The sequence below is a fragment of the Streptomyces caelestis genome, from assembly GCF_001279005.1.
GTDB classification, from domain to species: Bacteria; Actinomycetota; Actinomycetes; order Streptomycetales; family Streptomycetaceae; genus Streptomyces; species Streptomyces heliomycini.
This window is the reverse complement of the sequence record NZ_LGCN01000206.1, coordinates 1-16,700: the sequence shown is the minus strand read 5'-3', so window position 1 is coordinate 16,700 and position 16,700 is coordinate 1. Positions and strand designations below refer to the sequence as shown.

The window sequence follows — 16,700 nt, the reverse complement described above, 5'->3', positions numbered from 1 at the left end:
CGGGCGTCCCGGCGCGGTCGCGCACCCATGCGCACCGAGTGTCCAGTGATGTCCGAAAGATTCCTGGGGTGGGCGGGAACGGGGGTGAGCGCGCCGCTCAGCACAGCGGCACCACCTCACCGGCCCCCTCCGGCCATGCCGCCAGGGGAGTGAATCCCTGGTGACCGCACTCGCCGAAGACCTTGACCGGGGCGCCGCCCGACAGGGCGACCAGACGCCACAGGCCGGGGCGGGACCGCGCCGCCGGCGTGAGCGGCAGGGCCGCGTCCTCGTCGGCGTCGGCCAGCTGCCAGCCGTCGCCGTCCGGAGCCGGTATCACCCGGTCCAGCGTCACCGGGACCGCGTCCAGCCAGGGGTCGTCGCGCAGCGCCTCGCCGTAGCGGGCGGCCGCCCGGGCCGTCGTCGTTCCCGGCGGCCGTGCGTCCGTCGGCGCGGGCGGCGCGAACCGCTCGCCCAGGGCCATCCGCGGCTGCCCCGCGCCCGGGTACGCGGACAGCTCCGCGTCGAGGGCCAGCCCGACCGGCAGCGCGAGCTCCGGGGCGCGGCCCGCCGCACCGTAGGAGAGGAGCAGCGCCGTGCGTCCCGAATCCGTGCCGTACAGCCAGACGCGGCGGGTCGTCAGACGGCTGTCCGCCGTGTCGTACCGGGCGAGGACCAGCCAGTGGTCCCGTACCGCCGGGCCGTCCGCCGACACGGGCAGTCCGACACGGGAACGGACCGTCGCGGCCAGGCCCTCCGGCAGCCGCTCCCGGCGCAGCCAGCCCCGGCCGAGGAGGTGGAGCAGCGCGCACTCCTCCAGCAGCCGCACCGGCCCGCCCGGTCCGGTGCCCGCGAACGCCCCCAGTTCCCGCACCCGGGCGGCCAGCCCCGGCGCCTGGGCGTCGACCATGCGGGCCGCGGTCTCCTCCCACAGCCCGTACCCCGGCTGCTCCGCCGCCGCCAGGCCGCCGCGGAGCAGATCCGCCAGGCGCCGCTCCAGCTCCACCGCGCCCGCCGTCACCCGCTCGGCCCGGCGTGCCGCCCTGCGCCGCGCCGCCTCCGGGCCGGCGGAACCCGAGGAGCCCGCGGCCGGCTCCCGTTCCGCGCGCGTGCGCCGGCCCGCGATCCACCGCTCGGCCCACTCCGGCGCCTCCCCCCGCGGCACCGCCCCGTCCCCGCCCGCCCAGAGCAGCAGCAGACCGAGCGCGTGCTCGCACGGGAACCCACGGCTCGGGCAACTGCACTGGCACGCGGGCCCGGCGGCGTCCGCGACGTCGACGACCGTCCGGTACGGAGCGCTCCCACCGTCCGCGCACAGACCCCACACCGTCCCCTCGCCCGAACTGCCGGCCCCGGACCACGGGCCCGCCGTGCCGAGTTCGCTTCCCGCCGTGCGCGACGCGGAGTCAGGCGCCAGTGCCAGCACCTGGTCCGCGGTCCAGCGCACCCCCTGCTGAGTCATGCCGTCGAAACTAGATCCCAGCACTGACAATCGCCCCGACGGCTGCGTCCGTGCAGGTCAGAGCGATTGTCAGTGGTGTGGTGCACGGTTGGTGGCAGATCCGGACCGGCCGAGCTGGAGGGGGACTCAACCATGCCTGTCTCTGTTGAACCGAGGTCCGTCGACCCGAGCCGGGGCGGCTCCGCGCCCGCGGACGCGGAGCCCGCGCAGGTCCTGCGACCGCACGCCGAGGACGCCTTCGCCGCCGAACTCGCCGCGCTGGCGGCGCAGGACGACCGCCCCCGCCCCGCCCGCTGGCGGCTGTCGCCGTGGGCCGTCGCCACCTACCTGCTCGGCGGCACGCTGCCGGACGGCACGGTCGTCACGCCGAAGTACATCGGTCCGCGCCGCGTCGTCGAGGTCGCGGTGACCACCCTCGCCACCGACCGCGCCCTGCTCCTGCTCGGTGTGCCCGGCACCGCGAAGACCTGGGTCTCCGAGCACCTGGCCGCCGCGGTCAGCGGCGACTCCACCCTCCTCGTGCAGGGCACGGCCGGCACGCCGGAGGAAGCCATCCGCTACGGCTGGAACTACGCCCGGCTGCTCGCCCACGGCCCCAGCCGCGACGCTCTCGTGCCCAGCCCGGTGATGCGGGCCATGGCGGAGGGCATGACGGCCCGCGTCGAGGAGCTGACCCGCATCCCGGCCGACGTCCAGGACACGCTGATCACCCTCCTGTCGGAGAAGACGCTGCCGATACCGGAGCTGGGCCAGGAGGTGCAGGCGGTCCGCGGCTTCAACCTGATCGCCACGGCCAACGACCGCGACCGCGGGGTCAACGACCTGTCCAGCGCCCTGCGCCGCCGCTTCAACACCGTGGTGCTGCCGCTGCCGGAGACCCCGGAGGCGGAGGTCGACATCGTCTCGCGCCGGGTCGACCAGATCGGCCGCTCCCTCGACCTGCCGGCCGTGCCCGACGGCATCGACGAGATCCGCCGGGTCGTCACCGTCTTCCGCGAACTGCGCGACGGGGTCACCACCGACGGCAGGACGAAGCTCAAGTCGCCCAGCGGCACGCTGTCGACCGCCGAGGCGATCTCCGTGGTCACGGGCGGGCTGGCGCTGACCGCCCACTTCGGCGACGGCGTGCTGCGGGCCGGGGACGTCGCCGCGGGCATCCTCGGCGCGGTCGTCCGCGACCCGGCGGCGGACCGCGTCGTCTGGCGGGAGTACCTGGAGACCGTGGTCCGCGAGCGCGACGGCTGGAAGGACTTCTACCGGGCCTGCCGGGAGGTCGGTGGATGAGCGGCGGGAAGGCGGGCACCGCGGGGCCGCTGCTGCTCGGCGTGCGGCACCACGGGCCGGGGTCCGCGCGGTCCGTGCGGGCGGTGCTGGAGGAGGCCCGGCCGTCCGCCGTGCTGATCGAGGGCCCGCCGGAGGCGGACGCGCTGGTCCCGCTCGCCGCCGAGGAGGACATGCGGCCGCCGGTCGCGCTGCTCGCCCACGCGGTGGACGAGCCCGGCCGCTCGGCCTTCTGGCCGCTGGCCGGGTTCTCCCCGGAATGGGTCGCGCTCCGCTGGGCGCTGGAGCACGAGGTCCCGGTCCGTTTCATCGACCTGCCCGCCGCGCACACACTGGCCTGGGAGGGCGACGAGGACCCCGGGCCCGGCGCGGGCGACGGCGTGCGGGCCGATCCCCTGGGGGTGCTCGCCGAAGCCGCCGGGTACGACGACGCCGAGCGGTGGTGGGAGGACGTCGTCGAGCACCGGGGCGTGGGCGCGGGGGACCCGGTCGCGCCGTTCACCGCGCTCGAGGAGGCCATGACCGCGCTGCGGGAGGAGGACGGAAGCGGGGGACACCGGCGGGACCTCGTGCGCGAGGCGCACATGCGGCTGCGGATCCGGGCGGCGCGGCGGGAGTTCGAGGACGGCGTGGCCGTGGTCTGCGGGGCCTGGCATGTGCCGGCGCTGCGGCGGAAGGCCACCGTCGCCGCCGACCGCGCCCTGCTGAAGGGGCTGCCCAAGGTGAGGACGGACATGACCTGGGTGCCCTGGACCCACCGCAGGCTCTCCCGGACGAGCGGCTACGGCGCGGGCATCGACTCCCCGGGCTGGTACGAGCACCTGTTCGGCGTCCCGGACCGGCCGGTCGAGCGGTGGCTGACCAAGATGGCCGGGCTGCTGCGGGCCGAGGACCGGATCGTCTCCTCCGCGCACGTCATCGAGGCCGTACGGCTGGCGGAGACCCTCGCCGCGCTGCGCGGACGACCGCTGCCCGGCCTGGGCGAGACGACCGACGCCGCACGGGCGGTGATGTGCGAGGGCTCCGACGTGCCGCTGGCACTGGTGCGCGACCGGCTGGTCGTCGGCGACGTGCTCGGGGAGGTGCCGGCGACCGCGCCCGCCGTGCCGTTGCAGCGGGACCTCGCGCGGATCCAGCGCCGGCTGCGGCTGAGACCCGAGGCCGGGGAGCGGGAGCTGGAGCTCGACCTGCGCAAGGAGACCGACGCGGAGCGCGGCAGACTGCTGCACCGGTTGCGGCTGCTCGGCATCGGCTGGGGAGAACCCGACGCCGCACCCGGCGGCACGGGGACCTTCCGGGAGACCTGGCGACTGCGCTGGGAGCCCGAGCTGTCCGTGCGGGTCGCCGAGGCCGGGGTCTGGGGGACGACCGTGCTCGCCGCCGCCACCGCCAAGACGGAGGCGGACGCCGTCGGCGCGCGGGGCCTCGCCGAGGTCACCGGGCTCGCCGAACGCTGCCTGCTGGCCGCGCTGCCCGAGGCGCTGCCCACGGTGATGCGGATCCTCACCGACCGCGCGGCCCTCGACACGGACGTCGGCCGTCTCGCCCGGGCCCTGCCCGCCCTGGTCCGCTCGCTGCGCTACGGCGACGTGCGCGGCACCGACACAGCGGCGCTCGCCGAGGTCGCCTCGGGTCTCGCCGAGCGGGTCTTCGTCGGACTGCCCCCGGCCTGCGCCGCCCTGGACGCGGACGCCGCCGACGAGATGCGGGACCACGTCGACGCGGTGCACGGCGCGGTGGGTCTGCTCGGCGACGACCCCGCACCGGGTCACGGGGAGCTGCGCGCCCGCTGGCAGTCGGTGCTGCGGACCCTGTCCGCACGGGACACCGTGCCCGGCGCCGTACGGGGGAGGTCCGTGCGGCTGCTGCTGGACGACGGGGCGCTGGCGCGGGACGAGGCGGGGCGGCTCATGGGACTCGCGTTGTCGCCGGGCACACCGCCGGCGGACGCGGCCGCGTGGATCGAGGGCTTCGTCGGCGGCTCGGGCGGCGGACTGCTCCTGGTCCACGACGAGCGGCTGCTCGGGCTGGTCGACGCGTGGCTGACGGGCGTACCGGCGGAGGCGTTCACGGACGTACTGCCGCTGCTGCGGCGGACGTTCTCGGCGTACGGGGCCGGGGTGCGGCGCACCCTCGGCGAACTGGTCCGGCGCGGACCGGGGACACCCGGCGGCACGGCGGCCGCGGTCCTGGGCGTCCCCGGCTTCGCCCCCGATCCCGACACCGCCCGCGCGGACGCCGTGCTGCCGGTCCTGCGGCTGTTGCTCGGGCCGGCCGAGGAGGACGAGGCGGCACGCGACGGGCTGGTGGAGGTGACGGGATGACGGACCCGAAGGGGGAGGCGGAGATGCCGGGCACGGAGACGGATCCGGCGCGGGAGCGGCTGCGGCGCTGGCGGCTCGTGCTCGGCGGGGACACGGCCGACGGGACCGGATGCGCGCTGTCCGGGCGGGACGCCGCGATGGACGGGGCGCTCGCCGCGCTCTACGGCGAGGGGGACGGACCGCGGGCGGACCGCGACCGTTCGGCGGGGCTCGGCGCGTCGGCGCCCTCGGTGGCCCGCTGGCTCGGGGACATCCGGGCCTACTTCCCCTCCTCCGTCGTCCAGGTCATGCAGCGCGACGCCATCGACCGGCTCGGCCTCGCCACGCTCCTGCTGGAACCGGAGGTGCTGGAGGCCGTCGAGGCCGACGTCCACCTCGTCGGCACGCTGCTGTCGCTCGACAAGGCCATGCCGGAGACGACGAAGCAGACGGCACGGGCGGTCGTGCGCAGGGTCGTCGAGGACCTGGAGAAACGGCTCGCCATCCGCGCCCGGGCCACCCTCACCGGCGCCCTCGACCGCAGCGCCCGCGTCAACCGGCCGCGCCACCACGACATCGACTGGAACCGCACGATCGCGGCCAACCTCAAGCACTACCTCCCGGAGCACCGGACGGTCGTGCCCGAGCGGCTCATCGGCTACGGGCGTGCCTCGCGATCGGTGAGGAAGGAGGTCGTCCTCTGCGTCGACCAGTCCGGGTCGATGGCGGCGTCCGTCGTGTACGCGTCGGTGTTCGGGGCGGTGCTCGCCTCCATGCGGTCGATCGACACCCGGTTCGTCGTCTTCGACACGGCGGTCGTCGACCTCACCGACCGGCTCGACGACCCCGTCGACGTGCTCTTCGGCACCCGGCTCGGCGGCGGCACGGACATCAACCGGGCGCTGGCGTACTGCCAGGCGCGGATCACCCGGCCGGCGGAGACGGTGGTCGTGCTGATCAGCGACCTCTACGAAGGGGGGATACGCGACGAGATGCTCAAGCGGGTGGCGGCCATGAGGGCGTCGGGGGTGCAGTTCGTGACGCTGCTCGCGCTGTCCGACGAGGGAGCGCCCGCGTACGACAGGGAGCACGCGGCGGCGTTCGCCGCGCTGGGCGCGCCGGCGTTCGCCTGCACACCCGATCTGTTCCCGGAGGTGATGGCGGCGGCGATCGAGAAACGGCCGCTGCCGATACCGGACGCGGCGTGAGGAGCGGACCCGGGCCGGTGAAAACGGACATGAGTACCCATCGGTAACGGAGGACTTGCGCACCCTCGGGAGTCGCGTGCGAGGATCGGCGCCGTTCGACGAAGGACCCGTGAAGTCCCTCCAGCCGTCCCGCCGTCCGTGAGGATCCGCCCCTCTTGATCCGGTCAGCAGCCTCGCCCGGTGCCGCGCCGCGCACGATGCGCGCGGCGGTGGGGCGGCGTGCGGTCCGGCTGGCGCTCCTGGTGGGCGCGGTGTTCGTGCTCGGCGTGCTGTGCGGGGAACAGGCACGGGCGGCGGACGGCGGGCCGGCCGAGGGGACCTCCTCCGTCATCGGCTCCTCGGCGCCGACCGGACCGGGCGCCGCGCCCGGTCCGAACGGCCTCGCGTCGGTCGTCGACGCCCTCACCGTGCCGCGTCCGGACGCGGCCGATCCGGTCCGCCCGCTGACCGGGACCGTGGTCCGGTCCGTGGACGAGCGGGTCGTACGGCCGGTCGGGGACCTGGTCGGCGCGGTGACCGACCGGCTGGACGAGGCGACGCAGGGGCGATTCCCGGACCTGCCCGCGCTCCCGGCCTTGCCCGCGCTCCCGGCCCTGCCCGCCCCGCCCACGCTCCCCGCTCCGGAACGGCCCGCGCCGCTGCCGGAGCTCCCGCACCTGCCCGACGCGCCGGAGCGGACGCTCCCCGGGCCGAGCACGCCGGCCCCGCACCCGGAGGCCCCGACGCCGGCGTCCGACGCGCCCGGGCAGGACGCGCCGAAGGGGCCGGACGGACCGTCCGGGACCGCGGGACCGGTCGCGGACCCCGTCGCCTACGGCCCGCGGACCAGCCGTGCCGGCGGCCCGCCCCGCACGGACCACGGGCGCCGGACCGCGCGGGACGCCGTGCCCGCCGTGGAAACCGGCCAGGCCCCCGCACCGCACGCCCCCGGCGCCCCCGCCGGCCGGCCGGACGGCGCGACGGGCGGCCGCTCGGCCGCGGACCACGGCACGCCGCGGCACGGTGACGCGTACGCCGTCACCGCGCACCACCGGCCGTCGCTCCGGCTCGTACCCGGCGCCACCGCGCGCGCCGAGGCGGCCGGTACGCGGGACCCGTACCGGGACGTCCCGGTCTCGCCCGCCTAGAGGCCGTCCCTCCCTCGCCGCGGACCCACACGCGCGAGGGCGCGGCAGCCGACCCGTCCGGACCCCTTCCGTGCGCCTTGCGCGTCCCGGCGGAAGCCGTGGCGGACCCCGCCACGGAGCCCGGCCGCACGCCCCGCGTCCCACCCGTATCCGACTCACGGGTAATGAAGGTCTCCGCGGGGCGTCAGGACCCGGACAGTCGAAAGCCGTCGGCCCGTCCGGTCGGAAGGAACCCCGTGGAGGGGCGACCGGTCCCCTTGGGGTGGGACCCGGTCCCCCGCATCCCGGAGAACAGGGTGCTCACCGCCCCTCCGGGTTGTTCGCCGGGGCCTCACCGGGCCGACCCCAGCCCGGTGAGGCCCCTCACGCCCGGCACGCCGTGCCAGGGATGACGGCATCATGTGACAGGTATCACCGCTCACGTGTGACCCGCGATTTAGAGAGCCCCCCCAAGCGGCGATAACCTGCGAGACGGACATGCCGCGCGCTCGGTCACCGTGTGCGCCTCCCTTGTGACACAGCGGACGTCACGTTGCCCTTCGCGGCACGCCCACGCATCCAACGAACCGCGAGATCACTGATAGGGACGGAAGCGCGTGGACCTGTTCGAGTACCAGGCGAGGGACCTCTTCGCCAAGCACGATGTACCGGTGCTGGCCGGTGAAGTCATCGACACGCCTGAGGCGGCCCGCGCAGCCACCGAGCGTCTCGGTGGCAAGTCCGTCGTCAAGGCCCAGGTGAAGGTCGGCGGCCGTGGCAAGGCCGGCGGCGTCAAGCTCGCCGCCACCCCCGACGAGGCGGTCGAGCACGCGACCAACATCCTCGGCATGGACATCAAGGGCCACACGGTCCACAAGGTGATGATCGCCGAGACCGCCCCGGAGATCGTCGAGGAGTACTACGTCTCCTTCCTCCTCGACCGTGCCAACCGCACCTTCCTCTCCATCGCCTCCGTCGAGGGCGGCATGGAGATCGAGGAGGTGGCGGCCACCCGCCCCGAGGCCGTCGCCAAGACCCCGATCGACGCCAACGAGGGCGTGACCCCCGCCAAGGCCCGCGAGATCGTCGAGGCGGCGCACTTCCCGGCCGAGGTCGCCGACAAGGTCGCCGACGTCCTGGTCACCCTGTGGAAGACCTTCGTCGCCGAGGACGCGCTCCTCGTCGAGGTCAACCCGCTGGCCAAGGTCGCCTCCGGTGACGTCCTCGCCCTGGACGGCAAGGTCTCCCTGGACGAGAACGCCGAGTTCCGTCAGCCGGAGCACGAGGCCCTGCAGGACAAGGCCTCCGCCAACCCGCTCGAGGCCGCGGCCAAGGAGAAGAACCTCAACTACGTCAAGCTCGACGGCGAGGTCGGCATCATCGGCAACGGCGCGGGTCTCGTCATGAGCACCCTCGACGTCGTCGCCTACGCCGGTGAGGCCCACGGCGGCGTCAAGCCCGCCAACTTCCTCGACATCGGTGGCGGCGCCTCCGCCGCCGTCATGGCGAACGGCCTGGAGATCATCCTCGGCGACCCGGACGTCAAGTCCGTCTTCGTCAACGTCTTCGGCGGCATCACCGCCTGCGACGAGGTCGCCAACGGCATCGTGCAGGCGCTGCAGCTGCTCGCGGACAAGGGCGAGGAAGTCACCAAGCCCCTCGTCGTCCGCCTCGACGGCAACAACGCCGAGCTGGGTCGCAAGATCCTCTCCGACGCCAACCACCCGCTGGTGCAGCGCGTGGACACCATGGACGGCGCGGCCGACAAGGCCGCCGAGCTCGCGGCTGCGAAGTAAGGAAGAGGGACTCAGACAGCCATGGCTATCTTCCTCAACAAGGACTCCAAGGTCATCGTCCAGGGCATGACCGGTGCCACGGGCATGAAGCACACCAAGCTCATGCTGGCCGACGGCACGAACATCGTCGGTGGCGTGAACCCCCGCAAGGCCGGCACGTCCGTCGACATCGACGGCAACGAGATCCCGGTCTTCGGCACGGTCGCCGAGGCGATGGAGAAGACGGGCGCGAACGTGTCCGTCCTCTTCGTGCCGCCGGCCTTCGCCAAGGCCGCCGTCGTCGAGGCCATCGACGCCGAGATCCCGCTCGCGGTCGTCATCACCGAGGGCATCGCGGTGCACGACTCCGCCGCCTTCTACGCGTACGCCGTGGAGAAGGGCGACAAGACCCGGATCATCGGCCCGAACTGCCCGGGTCTGATCACCCCCGGTCAGTCGAACGCCGGCATCATCCCGGGCGACATCACCAAGCCGGGCCGCATCGGCCTGGTCTCGAAGTCCGGCACGCTGACGTACCAGATGATGTACGAGCTGCGCGACATCGGCTTCTCCTCGGCCGTGGGCATCGGCGGCGACCCGGTCATCGGCACCACGCACATCGACGCGCTCGCCGCGTTCGAGGCCGACCCCGACACCGACCTGATCGTGATGATCGGTGAGATCGGCGGCGACGCCGAGGAGCGGGCCGCGGCCTTCATCAAGGAGAACGTGAAGAAGCCGGTCGTCGGCTACGTCGCGGGCTTCACCGCGCCCGAGGGCAAGACCATGGGCCACGCCGGCGCCATCGTCTCCGGTTCCTCCGGCACGGCCGCCGCGAAGAAGGAGGCCCTCGAGGCCGCCGGCGTCAAGGTCGGCAAGACCCCGACCGAGACGGCGAAGCTGGCGCGCGCGATCCTCGCCGGCTGAGCCGCTCGCGCAGAGCACGGCACGGGTGGGCCCGTTCCCCGCGGTGGGGGACGGGCCCCCCGTCGTCTCCGCCGGTCGCTACCGCGCCTGCGGCACCAGCCGTTCCGGTCCCCGCGGCAGTTCCTCCCGCAGCCGGGTGCGCAGCTCGCGCCGGTCCTCCGACAAGGGGCCGGGCGCCACCCGCGGCGGAACACCCCGCACCGTCTCGCCCGGCGGCACCGGCGGCTCGTAGCGGGTCGGGGCGGTGCGCAGGGTGAACGCCGTGGCGCCGATCAGCGCGACCGTGAACGCGACGGCGGCCCGGGTCCAGAACCGGGTCCGGCGCTCGCCGCCGCCGCGCACCACCGGTGGCTCGGCCGCCCGCAGCCGCCCGGTGCGGGCCAGTCCGGCCAGCCGCCGGCGCAGCTCCCGCGGGTCCGACAGCTCGGGGAGCCGGGCGGCGACGGTCTCGCGCGCGTGCGCCAGCCGGCCGGCCGTCGCCCGGGTGGTGGCCTCCGTCTCCGCCGCCGTCTCGGGCAGACCGAGGCCGAGCCCGTCGTACAGCAGGAGCGCGCGGCGGTACGGCGGCGGCAGGCGCAGCAGGACCTCCAGGAGCGCGCGGTCGTCCTCGTCCGGGGGCGGCGGTTCGGATTGCCGGTGGCGGCGGCGGAACCGGTGCCACGGGGAGAGCGCCCACTCGTACGCCGCCGCGCGCACCCAGCCGGCCGGGTCCGGGTCCCGGGCCACCTCGGGCCAGCGGTCCCAGGCCAGCTGGAAGGCCCGCTCCACGGACTCGCGGGCGAGCGCGCGGCGGCCGGTGAGCAGATAGGTCTGCCGGACGAGGGCGGGGGCGCAGAAGGAGTACAGCGCGTCGAAGGCCTGAGCGGGCGTCAGGCGTGCCTCGCGGAAGGCGGACGACGGCGGGGGCGCCTGCGCGAACGCGGAGGCCTCCGGCGCCACCGCTCCGGGACGGCCGTCGCCGCCCGGCTCGCCCGGGCACACCGTCACCACCGCGGTGACCTCCTCTTTCCGACGAACGGACACGGACTCCCGCGGTCCCGCACCGGCGGCTCCTTCCGCCAGACCGGCCAGCAGCTCCGCGTACGCCTCCCGGTTCCGGCCCCGGGGCGCGCTGCGGCCGGACTCCCACGCACGCACCGTCTCCGGCCGGACGCCCATGCGCTCGGCGAGCTGAGGCCACGTCAGCGAGGCCTCCTCGCGCAGGCGTCGGCGTTCGTCGGGCGAGGGGAGCGGGGTGGCGGGGCTCCGCGTCATGGGGCGCCCCTCCGTCCAGAAAAGTACATAAACGTATATTGAGCGACACAGCCACGGTTCGCCCGTTACGCCGGGAAGACGCGTGTCGTTGGGAGCATGGCGGACGTGACCCAGAAGACCGCTCGCCCTACCACGCCGGCCGCCCTGCTCACCCGGCTGCGCGACCGCTCGCCCGGGCTCGCCCCCGGCCTCCTCGGCGGCGCCCTCGCGGCCGGGCTGGGGCTCGCGGCGCTCACCGTGCTCGTGATCCTGCTGTGGATCAGCTCGCCCTACCCCGACAGCGGGCCCGGCGGCGCCCTGCGCATCGCGGCGGCGCTGTGGCTGCTGGCCCACGGCGCCGAACTGGTCCGCGCCGACACGCTCTTCGGCGTTCCCGCACCCGTGGGCGTCCCGCCGCTGCTGCTGCTCGCGCTGCCGGTGTGGCTGCTGCACCGGGCGGCCCGCGACGCGGCGGAGGGCGGCGCGGGCGGCGAGGCCCCGCTCGTCCCCGGCCGTACGGCGTGGGCGGGCGTCCTCCTCGGCTACCTCGCCGTCGGCGTTCCCGCCGCGCTCTCCTGCGCGGGCGGCGCGCTGCGGCCGGCGTGGCAGGGGGCCGCGGTGTGCGTGCCGCTGGTCGCCGGACTGGCCGCCGGGGCAGGGGTGTGGACGGCGTACGGCCGTCCGAGCGGACCGCTGGAGCGGGTGCTGGGGGCGGTGCTGCCGAGGAGGGCGCGCCATCTGGTCCTCGGACCGGACGGCCGCCCCGGAGTCGTGGCGCGGGCGGCGGCGGCCGGGGCGACGGTGCTGGCCGGCGGCGGGGCGCTGCTCCTCGCGGTGTCGCTGGGACGGCACGGCGGGGAGACCCGGCAGGCGTTCCTGCGGCTGACGGAGGGCTGGTCGGGATGGCTGGCGGTGCTGCTGCTCTGCGTCGCCCTGGCGCCGAACGCCGCGGTGTGGGCGGCGGCGTACGCCCTCGGCCCCGGCTTCCTCCTCGGGACCGGCGCCCGGGTGACCCCGCTGTTCTCCCCGCCCGCCCCGCCGCTGCCGCCGTTCCCGCTGCTCGCGGCGGTACCGGACCCGGGAGCGGGGACCGCGCCGAACTGGGCGGCGGCGGCGCTGCCGGTGGCGGCCGGACTGGTGGCGGGGTGGTTCGTGGGACGGGGCGCCGCGAGGAGCGGCCGGGCGCCCGCACCGGCCTGGTCCCCCGGCCGGACCGCCGGGGCGGCGGGACTGACGGCCCTGCTGTGCGCGGCCCTGCTGTCCGTGCTCGCCGCGCTCGCGGGCGGGCCGCTGGGGGTGGCCGCGCTCTCCCGGTTCGGCCCCGTGTGGTGGGAGGTGGGAGCCGCGGCACTGGCGTGGCTCACGCTGGTGGCGGTCCCCACGTCACTGGCGGTACGCGCCTGGCGCCGCCGCCCGCCCGGAGGCGGGTCGGAGGACCGGCCCCCGGGGCCCGCGTCACCACAGAACCGCCGCGGGCCGGGGAACCGGATCCCGGGACCCGTCGCGCCCCGGAGCCGCCGCGCCCCCGAGGAGGCGAGGCCCGCGCCCTCCGCGCGTCGTCGGCCGGCCCCGCCGCTCCCGCGCGACGACCCGTACGCGTCCCCCCGCACCCGGGATTCCACCCCCGCCTTCCGGGACTCCGCGTCCGGCCGGTGGGACTGGGACATGCCGTTCGGCGTGCGGGACGCGAGCGCCGACCCCGGCGAGGAGCCCCCCGCCCCCGGCGCCCGGGAGTGAGCGCGGACGTCAGTCGGTGGTGCCCAGGAGGTCGCGCAGCTGCTCCGGGAGGAGATCGCCGCAGGACTGGCGGGCCTCCTGGGTGAGGGCGTCGTCGGTGCAGGTGTAGTAGTCGCTGTAGACCAGCTGGGCCGTGAAGGACGCGGCGACCAGGGCGAGCGCCAGCGACCCCGTGACCACTCCGCTCACCGCGGCCGTGGTCTGCGGGCGGCCCTTCGGCTCGGACGCCGGGGCGTCCGGGTCCTGCGCGCGGGGCTTGGCCCGCAGGGCGCTGACGCCCCAGTACAGGGCCAGCGCCCCCAGCAGCAGCGCGACGTACGGCCAGCCGAAGAGGCCGAAGAAGAAGGCCCACATGCCGGACAGCAGGGCGTACCGCGCACGGCGCTGGGCCGGGTCCGTGGGATCCCAGCGCATGCCGGGCCTCTGAGGGCCGCCGCCCTGCCCCTCGGGGCCGCGCGGGCGCTCGCCGAAACCGCCGGCGGAACGGCCGGGCTGCCGGTCGCTCCAGTTCCGGCCCCAGGAGGAGCGGCCGCCGTCCTCCCCGCCGGACGGGTGCCTCGGCTGCCAGGGCCGGTCGGGAGTCCCCTCCGGCGGTGGCGCGAACGGGTTGTCGTCCTGCGGCTCCCGGGAACCCTGCGCGCCCTCGGGGCCCCGGGCCCCGCGGCGCCCGTCGTCGCCCTCGCCCCGGGAGGCGTCGGACGGCGAGGCGGGGCGCTTCCGCAGCAGCGCGGAGCCCCGCTCCCCTCCCTGGGCGGACTGCTGGGGGAACGTGAGAAGTCGCAGGCTGCGGTCCGGCATCAAGTGAGCGTCTTCCCCTTAATGAAGCACGGCGTGGTCCGGCGCGACCGCCTCGCACGACGTATCGACTACGACTGGGCTGGTGAGCCGGCGCGTTCCCGTCGGCTCTCCGCGGCCCGGGTCCGTCATCCTGTGAACGCCCGGTGCACGGTTCGCGTTCCCACGCGCCCCGGCGTTCCAGGACCGGCTCCTCCCAGACGCTACCTTCCGGCCACGCCCCCGTCCCGCGGGGGCCGCCCGGTGTGCCGGTATCGTTGCTGACGGTCGGCCGCTTCGTAGGCTTCCCCGTATCCGGGGACGCGAAGCATTCGTAGGAATGTACAAAGCGCTGTGCCGCCGACCGTACAGACGCTCCCCGAGAAAGGGCCCCACCGTGGCCGCCAAGCCCGTGGCCGAGCGCGCCAGGCGTCTCGTCGTGCTGGTCTCCGGATCCGGCACCAACCTCCAGGCGCTCCTCGACGAGATCGCCGCCACCGGCGCCGAGGCGTACGGGGCCGAGATCGTGGCCGTCGGCGCCGACCGCGAGGGCGTCGAAGGGCTGGCCCGCGCCGAGCGCGCCGGGCTGCCGACCTTCGTGTGCAGGGTCAAGGACCACGCGACCCGCGAGGAGTGGGACGCGGCGCTCGCCGAGGCCGTCGCCGCCCACGAGCCCGACCTCGTGGTGTCCGCCGGGTTCATGAAGATCGTGGGGAAGGAGTTCCTCGCGCGCTTCGGCGGGCGGTTCGTCAACACCCACCCCGCCCTGCTGCCCAGTTTCCCCGGAGCCCACGGCGTGCGGGACGCGCTCGCGTACGGCGCCAAGGTCACCGGCTGCACCGTCCACTTCGTCGACGACGGCGTCGACACCGGGCCGATCATCGCGCAGGGCGTGGTGGAGGTCCGGGACGAGGACGACGAGAGCGCTCTGCACGAGCGCATCAAGGAAGTCGAGCGAAGGCTGCTCGTCGAGGTCGTGGGGCTCCTCGCCCGCAACGGCTATCGCATTGAGGGACGAAAGGTAGTTATCCAGTGACCGCCGAGAGCAACAAGCGGGCCATCCGACGGGCGCTCGTCTCCGTCTACGACAAGACCGGCCTCGAGGACCTCGCGCGCGGCCTGCACGAGGCCGGCGTGGAGCTCGTCTCCACCGGGTCCACCGCCGCGAGGATCGCCGCCGCGGGCGTGCCCGTCACCAAGGTCGAGGAGCTCACCGGCTTCCCCGAGTGCCTGGACGGCCGCGTCAAGACCCTGCACCCGAAGGTCCACGCCGGCATCCTCGCCGACCTGCGCCTGGAGGACCACCGGCGGCAGCTCGCCGAGCTGGGCGTGGAGCCGTTCGACCTCGTCGTCGTCAACCTCTACCCGTTCCGCGAGACCGTCGCCTCCGGCGCGACGCCCGACGAGTGCGTGGAGCAGATCGACATCGGCGGCCCGTCCATGGTGCGCGCCGCCGCCAAGAACCACCCCTCGGTCGCCGTCGTCACCAGCCCGGCGCGGTACGCGGACGTCCTCGCCGCGGTCCAGGACGGCGGCTTCGACCTCACCACCCGCAAGCGGCTCGCCGCGGAGGCCTTCCAGCACACGGCCGCGTACGACGTGGCGGTGGCCTCCTGGTTCGCCTCCGCGTACGCGCCGGTCGACGCCGCGGCCGACAGTGGCTCCGCCGCGGGGCGGTTCCCCGACTTCCTGGGCGCCACCTGGCAGCGCAAGAACACCCTGCGCTACGGCGAGAACCCGCACCAGCCGGCCGCGCTGTACGTCTCCGGCACGGGCGGCCTCGCCGAGGCGGAGCAGTTGCACGGCAAGGAGATGTCGTACAACAACTACACGGACACGGACGCCGCCTTCCGTGCCGCGTACGACCACGACGCCCCGGCCGTCGCGATCATCAAGCACGCCAACCCGTGCGGCATCGCGACCGGCGCGGACGTGGCCGAGGCGCACCGCAAGGCGCACGCCTGCGACCCGCTGTCGGCGTTCGGCGGTGTGATCGCGGTCAACCGCCCGGTGTCCAAGGAGATGGCCGAGCAGGTCGCGGAGATCTTCACCGAGGTCATCGTCGCGCCGGACTACGAGGAGGGCGCCCTCGAAGCCCTCACCAAGAAGAAGAACATCCGCGTGCTGCGCGCCCCCGAGGCCCCGTCCGCCCCGGTCGAGGTCAAGCCGATCGACGGCGGCGCGCTCCTCCAGGTCACCGACCGCCTCCAGGCCGAGGGCGACGACCCGGCCACCTGGACGCTGGCCACCGGCGAGGCCCTCCCCGAGGCGGAGCTGGCCGAGCTGGCCTTCGCCTGGAAGGCGTGCCGCGCGGTGAAGTCCAACGCGATCCTGCTCGCCAAGGACGGCGCCTCCGTCGGCGTCGGCATGGGCCAGGTCAACCGCGTCGACTCCGCGAAGCTGGCGGTGGAGCGGGCGGGCGCCGAGCGCGCGGCCGGTTCCTACGCGGCCTCGGACGCGTTCTTCCCGTTCCCCGACGGCCTGGAGATCCTCACCGAGGCCGGCGTGAAGGCCGTGGTCCAGCCCGGCGGCTCGGTCCGCGACGAACTGGTCGTCGAGGCCGCGAAGAAGGCGGGCGTGACGATGTACTTCACGGGCACGCGCCACTTCTTCCACTGAGGTTCCGTCCGCCCGGCCGCTCGTGCGAGCGGCCGGGCGGAGGTGTCCTACTCGTCCACCTCGTACCGGCCGGTCTCCAGGAAGTACCGCAGCTCCTCCGGCGTACCGTCGATGACCTCTTCCGCGGCCGCGCGGAGGGCGTCGCTGATGTCCGGATCGGCCAGTATCCGCGCGACGGCCACGCGGTCGTCCTCGGCCTGCGCGAGCCGGTAGCCGGTCTCCAGCCAGGTGCGGAGCTTTTCGGGGGTGGGCGCGTCGAGGAGTGCGTAGATCTCCTGCTTGACGCGCTTTCCGGC

The 16,700-nt window shown here is 75.3% G+C and carries 13 protein-coding genes; 9 read left to right on the top strand and 4 right to left on the bottom strand.

Annotated elements, in window-relative coordinates; translation table 11 throughout:
• Positions 1-97: 97 nt before the first annotated feature.
• Positions 98-1,441 carry an SWIM zinc finger family protein gene (locus tag ADK41_RS22505; RefSeq protein WP_030829697.1) on the bottom strand — a complete coding sequence of 448 codons (1,344 nt, stop codon included), beginning with the start codon at positions 1,439-1,441 and terminating at the stop codon, positions 98-100.
• A gap of 132 nt (positions 1,442-1,573) precedes the next feature.
• On the opposite strand from ADK41_RS22505, the gene ADK41_RS22500 reads away from it, so the two are divergent.
• The 6 genes from ADK41_RS22500 (at position 1,574) to sucD (ending at position 10,041) form a co-directional block, all read left to right on the top strand.
• Positions 1,574-2,725 (top strand): ATP-binding protein, encoded by a 1,152-nt coding sequence (locus tag ADK41_RS22500; protein ID WP_030829700.1) that lies wholly within the window; start codon positions 1,574-1,576, stop codon positions 2,723-2,725.
• Entirely contained in the window at positions 2,722-5,046 is a 2,325-nt protein-coding gene (locus tag ADK41_RS22495) for a DUF5682 family protein (RefSeq protein ID WP_030829703.1), read from the top strand. The genes ADK41_RS22500 and ADK41_RS22495 overlap by 4 nt, the downstream gene beginning before the upstream one ends.
• Positions 5,047-5,069: 23 nt before the next feature.
• Positions 5,070-6,233 (top strand): VWA domain-containing protein, encoded by a 1,164-nt coding sequence (locus ADK41_RS22490; RefSeq protein ID WP_030829706.1) that lies wholly within the window; start codon positions 5,070-5,072, stop codon positions 6,231-6,233.
• Between the two features lie 155 nt (positions 6,234-6,388).
• Positions 6,389-7,360, top strand: a complete 972-nt coding sequence (locus ADK41_RS22485) for a hypothetical protein (RefSeq protein ID WP_030829708.1) — start codon at positions 6,389-6,391, stop codon at positions 7,358-7,360.
• 596 nt (positions 7,361-7,956) lie between these two features.
• Entirely contained in the window at positions 7,957-9,135 is a 1,179-nt protein-coding gene (sucC, locus tag ADK41_RS22480) for an ADP-forming succinate--CoA ligase subunit beta (protein WP_030829711.1), read from the top strand.
• Between the two features lie 21 nt (positions 9,136-9,156).
• On the top strand, positions 9,157-10,041 hold the full coding sequence (sucD, locus tag ADK41_RS22475) for a succinate--CoA ligase subunit alpha (protein ID WP_030829714.1): 885 nt from the start codon (positions 9,157-9,159) through the stop codon (positions 10,039-10,041).
• Positions 10,042-10,119: 78 nt separating this feature from the next.
• Here sucD and ADK41_RS22470 read toward each other — a convergent pair whose 3' ends face one another.
• Entirely contained in the window at positions 10,120-11,295 is a 1,176-nt protein-coding gene (locus ADK41_RS22470; protein ID WP_030829717.1) for a sigma factor-like helix-turn-helix DNA-binding protein, read from the bottom strand.
• A gap of 96 nt (positions 11,296-11,391) precedes the next feature.
• Between ADK41_RS22470 and ADK41_RS22465 the strand changes: the two genes are divergently transcribed.
• Entirely contained in the window at positions 11,392-13,011 is a 1,620-nt protein-coding gene (locus ADK41_RS22465; RefSeq protein WP_234318887.1) for a cell division protein PerM, read from the top strand.
• A 9-nt stretch (positions 13,012-13,020) separates the two neighbouring features.
• On the opposite strand, the gene ADK41_RS22460 is transcribed toward ADK41_RS22465, so the two are convergent.
• Positions 13,021-13,809 (bottom strand): hypothetical protein, encoded by a 789-nt coding sequence (locus tag ADK41_RS22460; protein ID WP_030829723.1) that lies wholly within the window; start codon positions 13,807-13,809, stop codon positions 13,021-13,023.
• 373 nt (positions 13,810-14,182) lie between these two features.
• Here ADK41_RS22460 and purN point away from each other — a divergent pair, with 373 nt between their 5' ends.
• Together purN and purH are read left to right on the top strand one after the other, a co-directional pair.
• Positions 14,183-14,821, top strand: a complete 639-nt coding sequence (gene purN / locus ADK41_RS22455) for a phosphoribosylglycinamide formyltransferase (RefSeq protein WP_030829725.1) — start codon at positions 14,183-14,185, stop codon at positions 14,819-14,821.
• On the top strand, positions 14,818-16,404 hold the full coding sequence (gene purH / locus ADK41_RS22450; RefSeq protein WP_030829727.1) for a bifunctional phosphoribosylaminoimidazolecarboxamide formyltransferase/IMP cyclohydrolase: 1,587 nt from the start codon (positions 14,818-14,820) through the stop codon (positions 16,402-16,404). The genes purN and purH overlap by 4 nt, the downstream gene beginning before the upstream one ends.
• 47 nt (positions 16,405-16,451) lie before the next feature.
• Here purH and ADK41_RS22445 read toward each other — a convergent pair.
• Positions 16,452-16,700 (bottom strand): ALF repeat-containing protein (locus ADK41_RS22445; protein WP_199821850.1); only part of this gene is annotated, 249 nt, incomplete at its 5' end.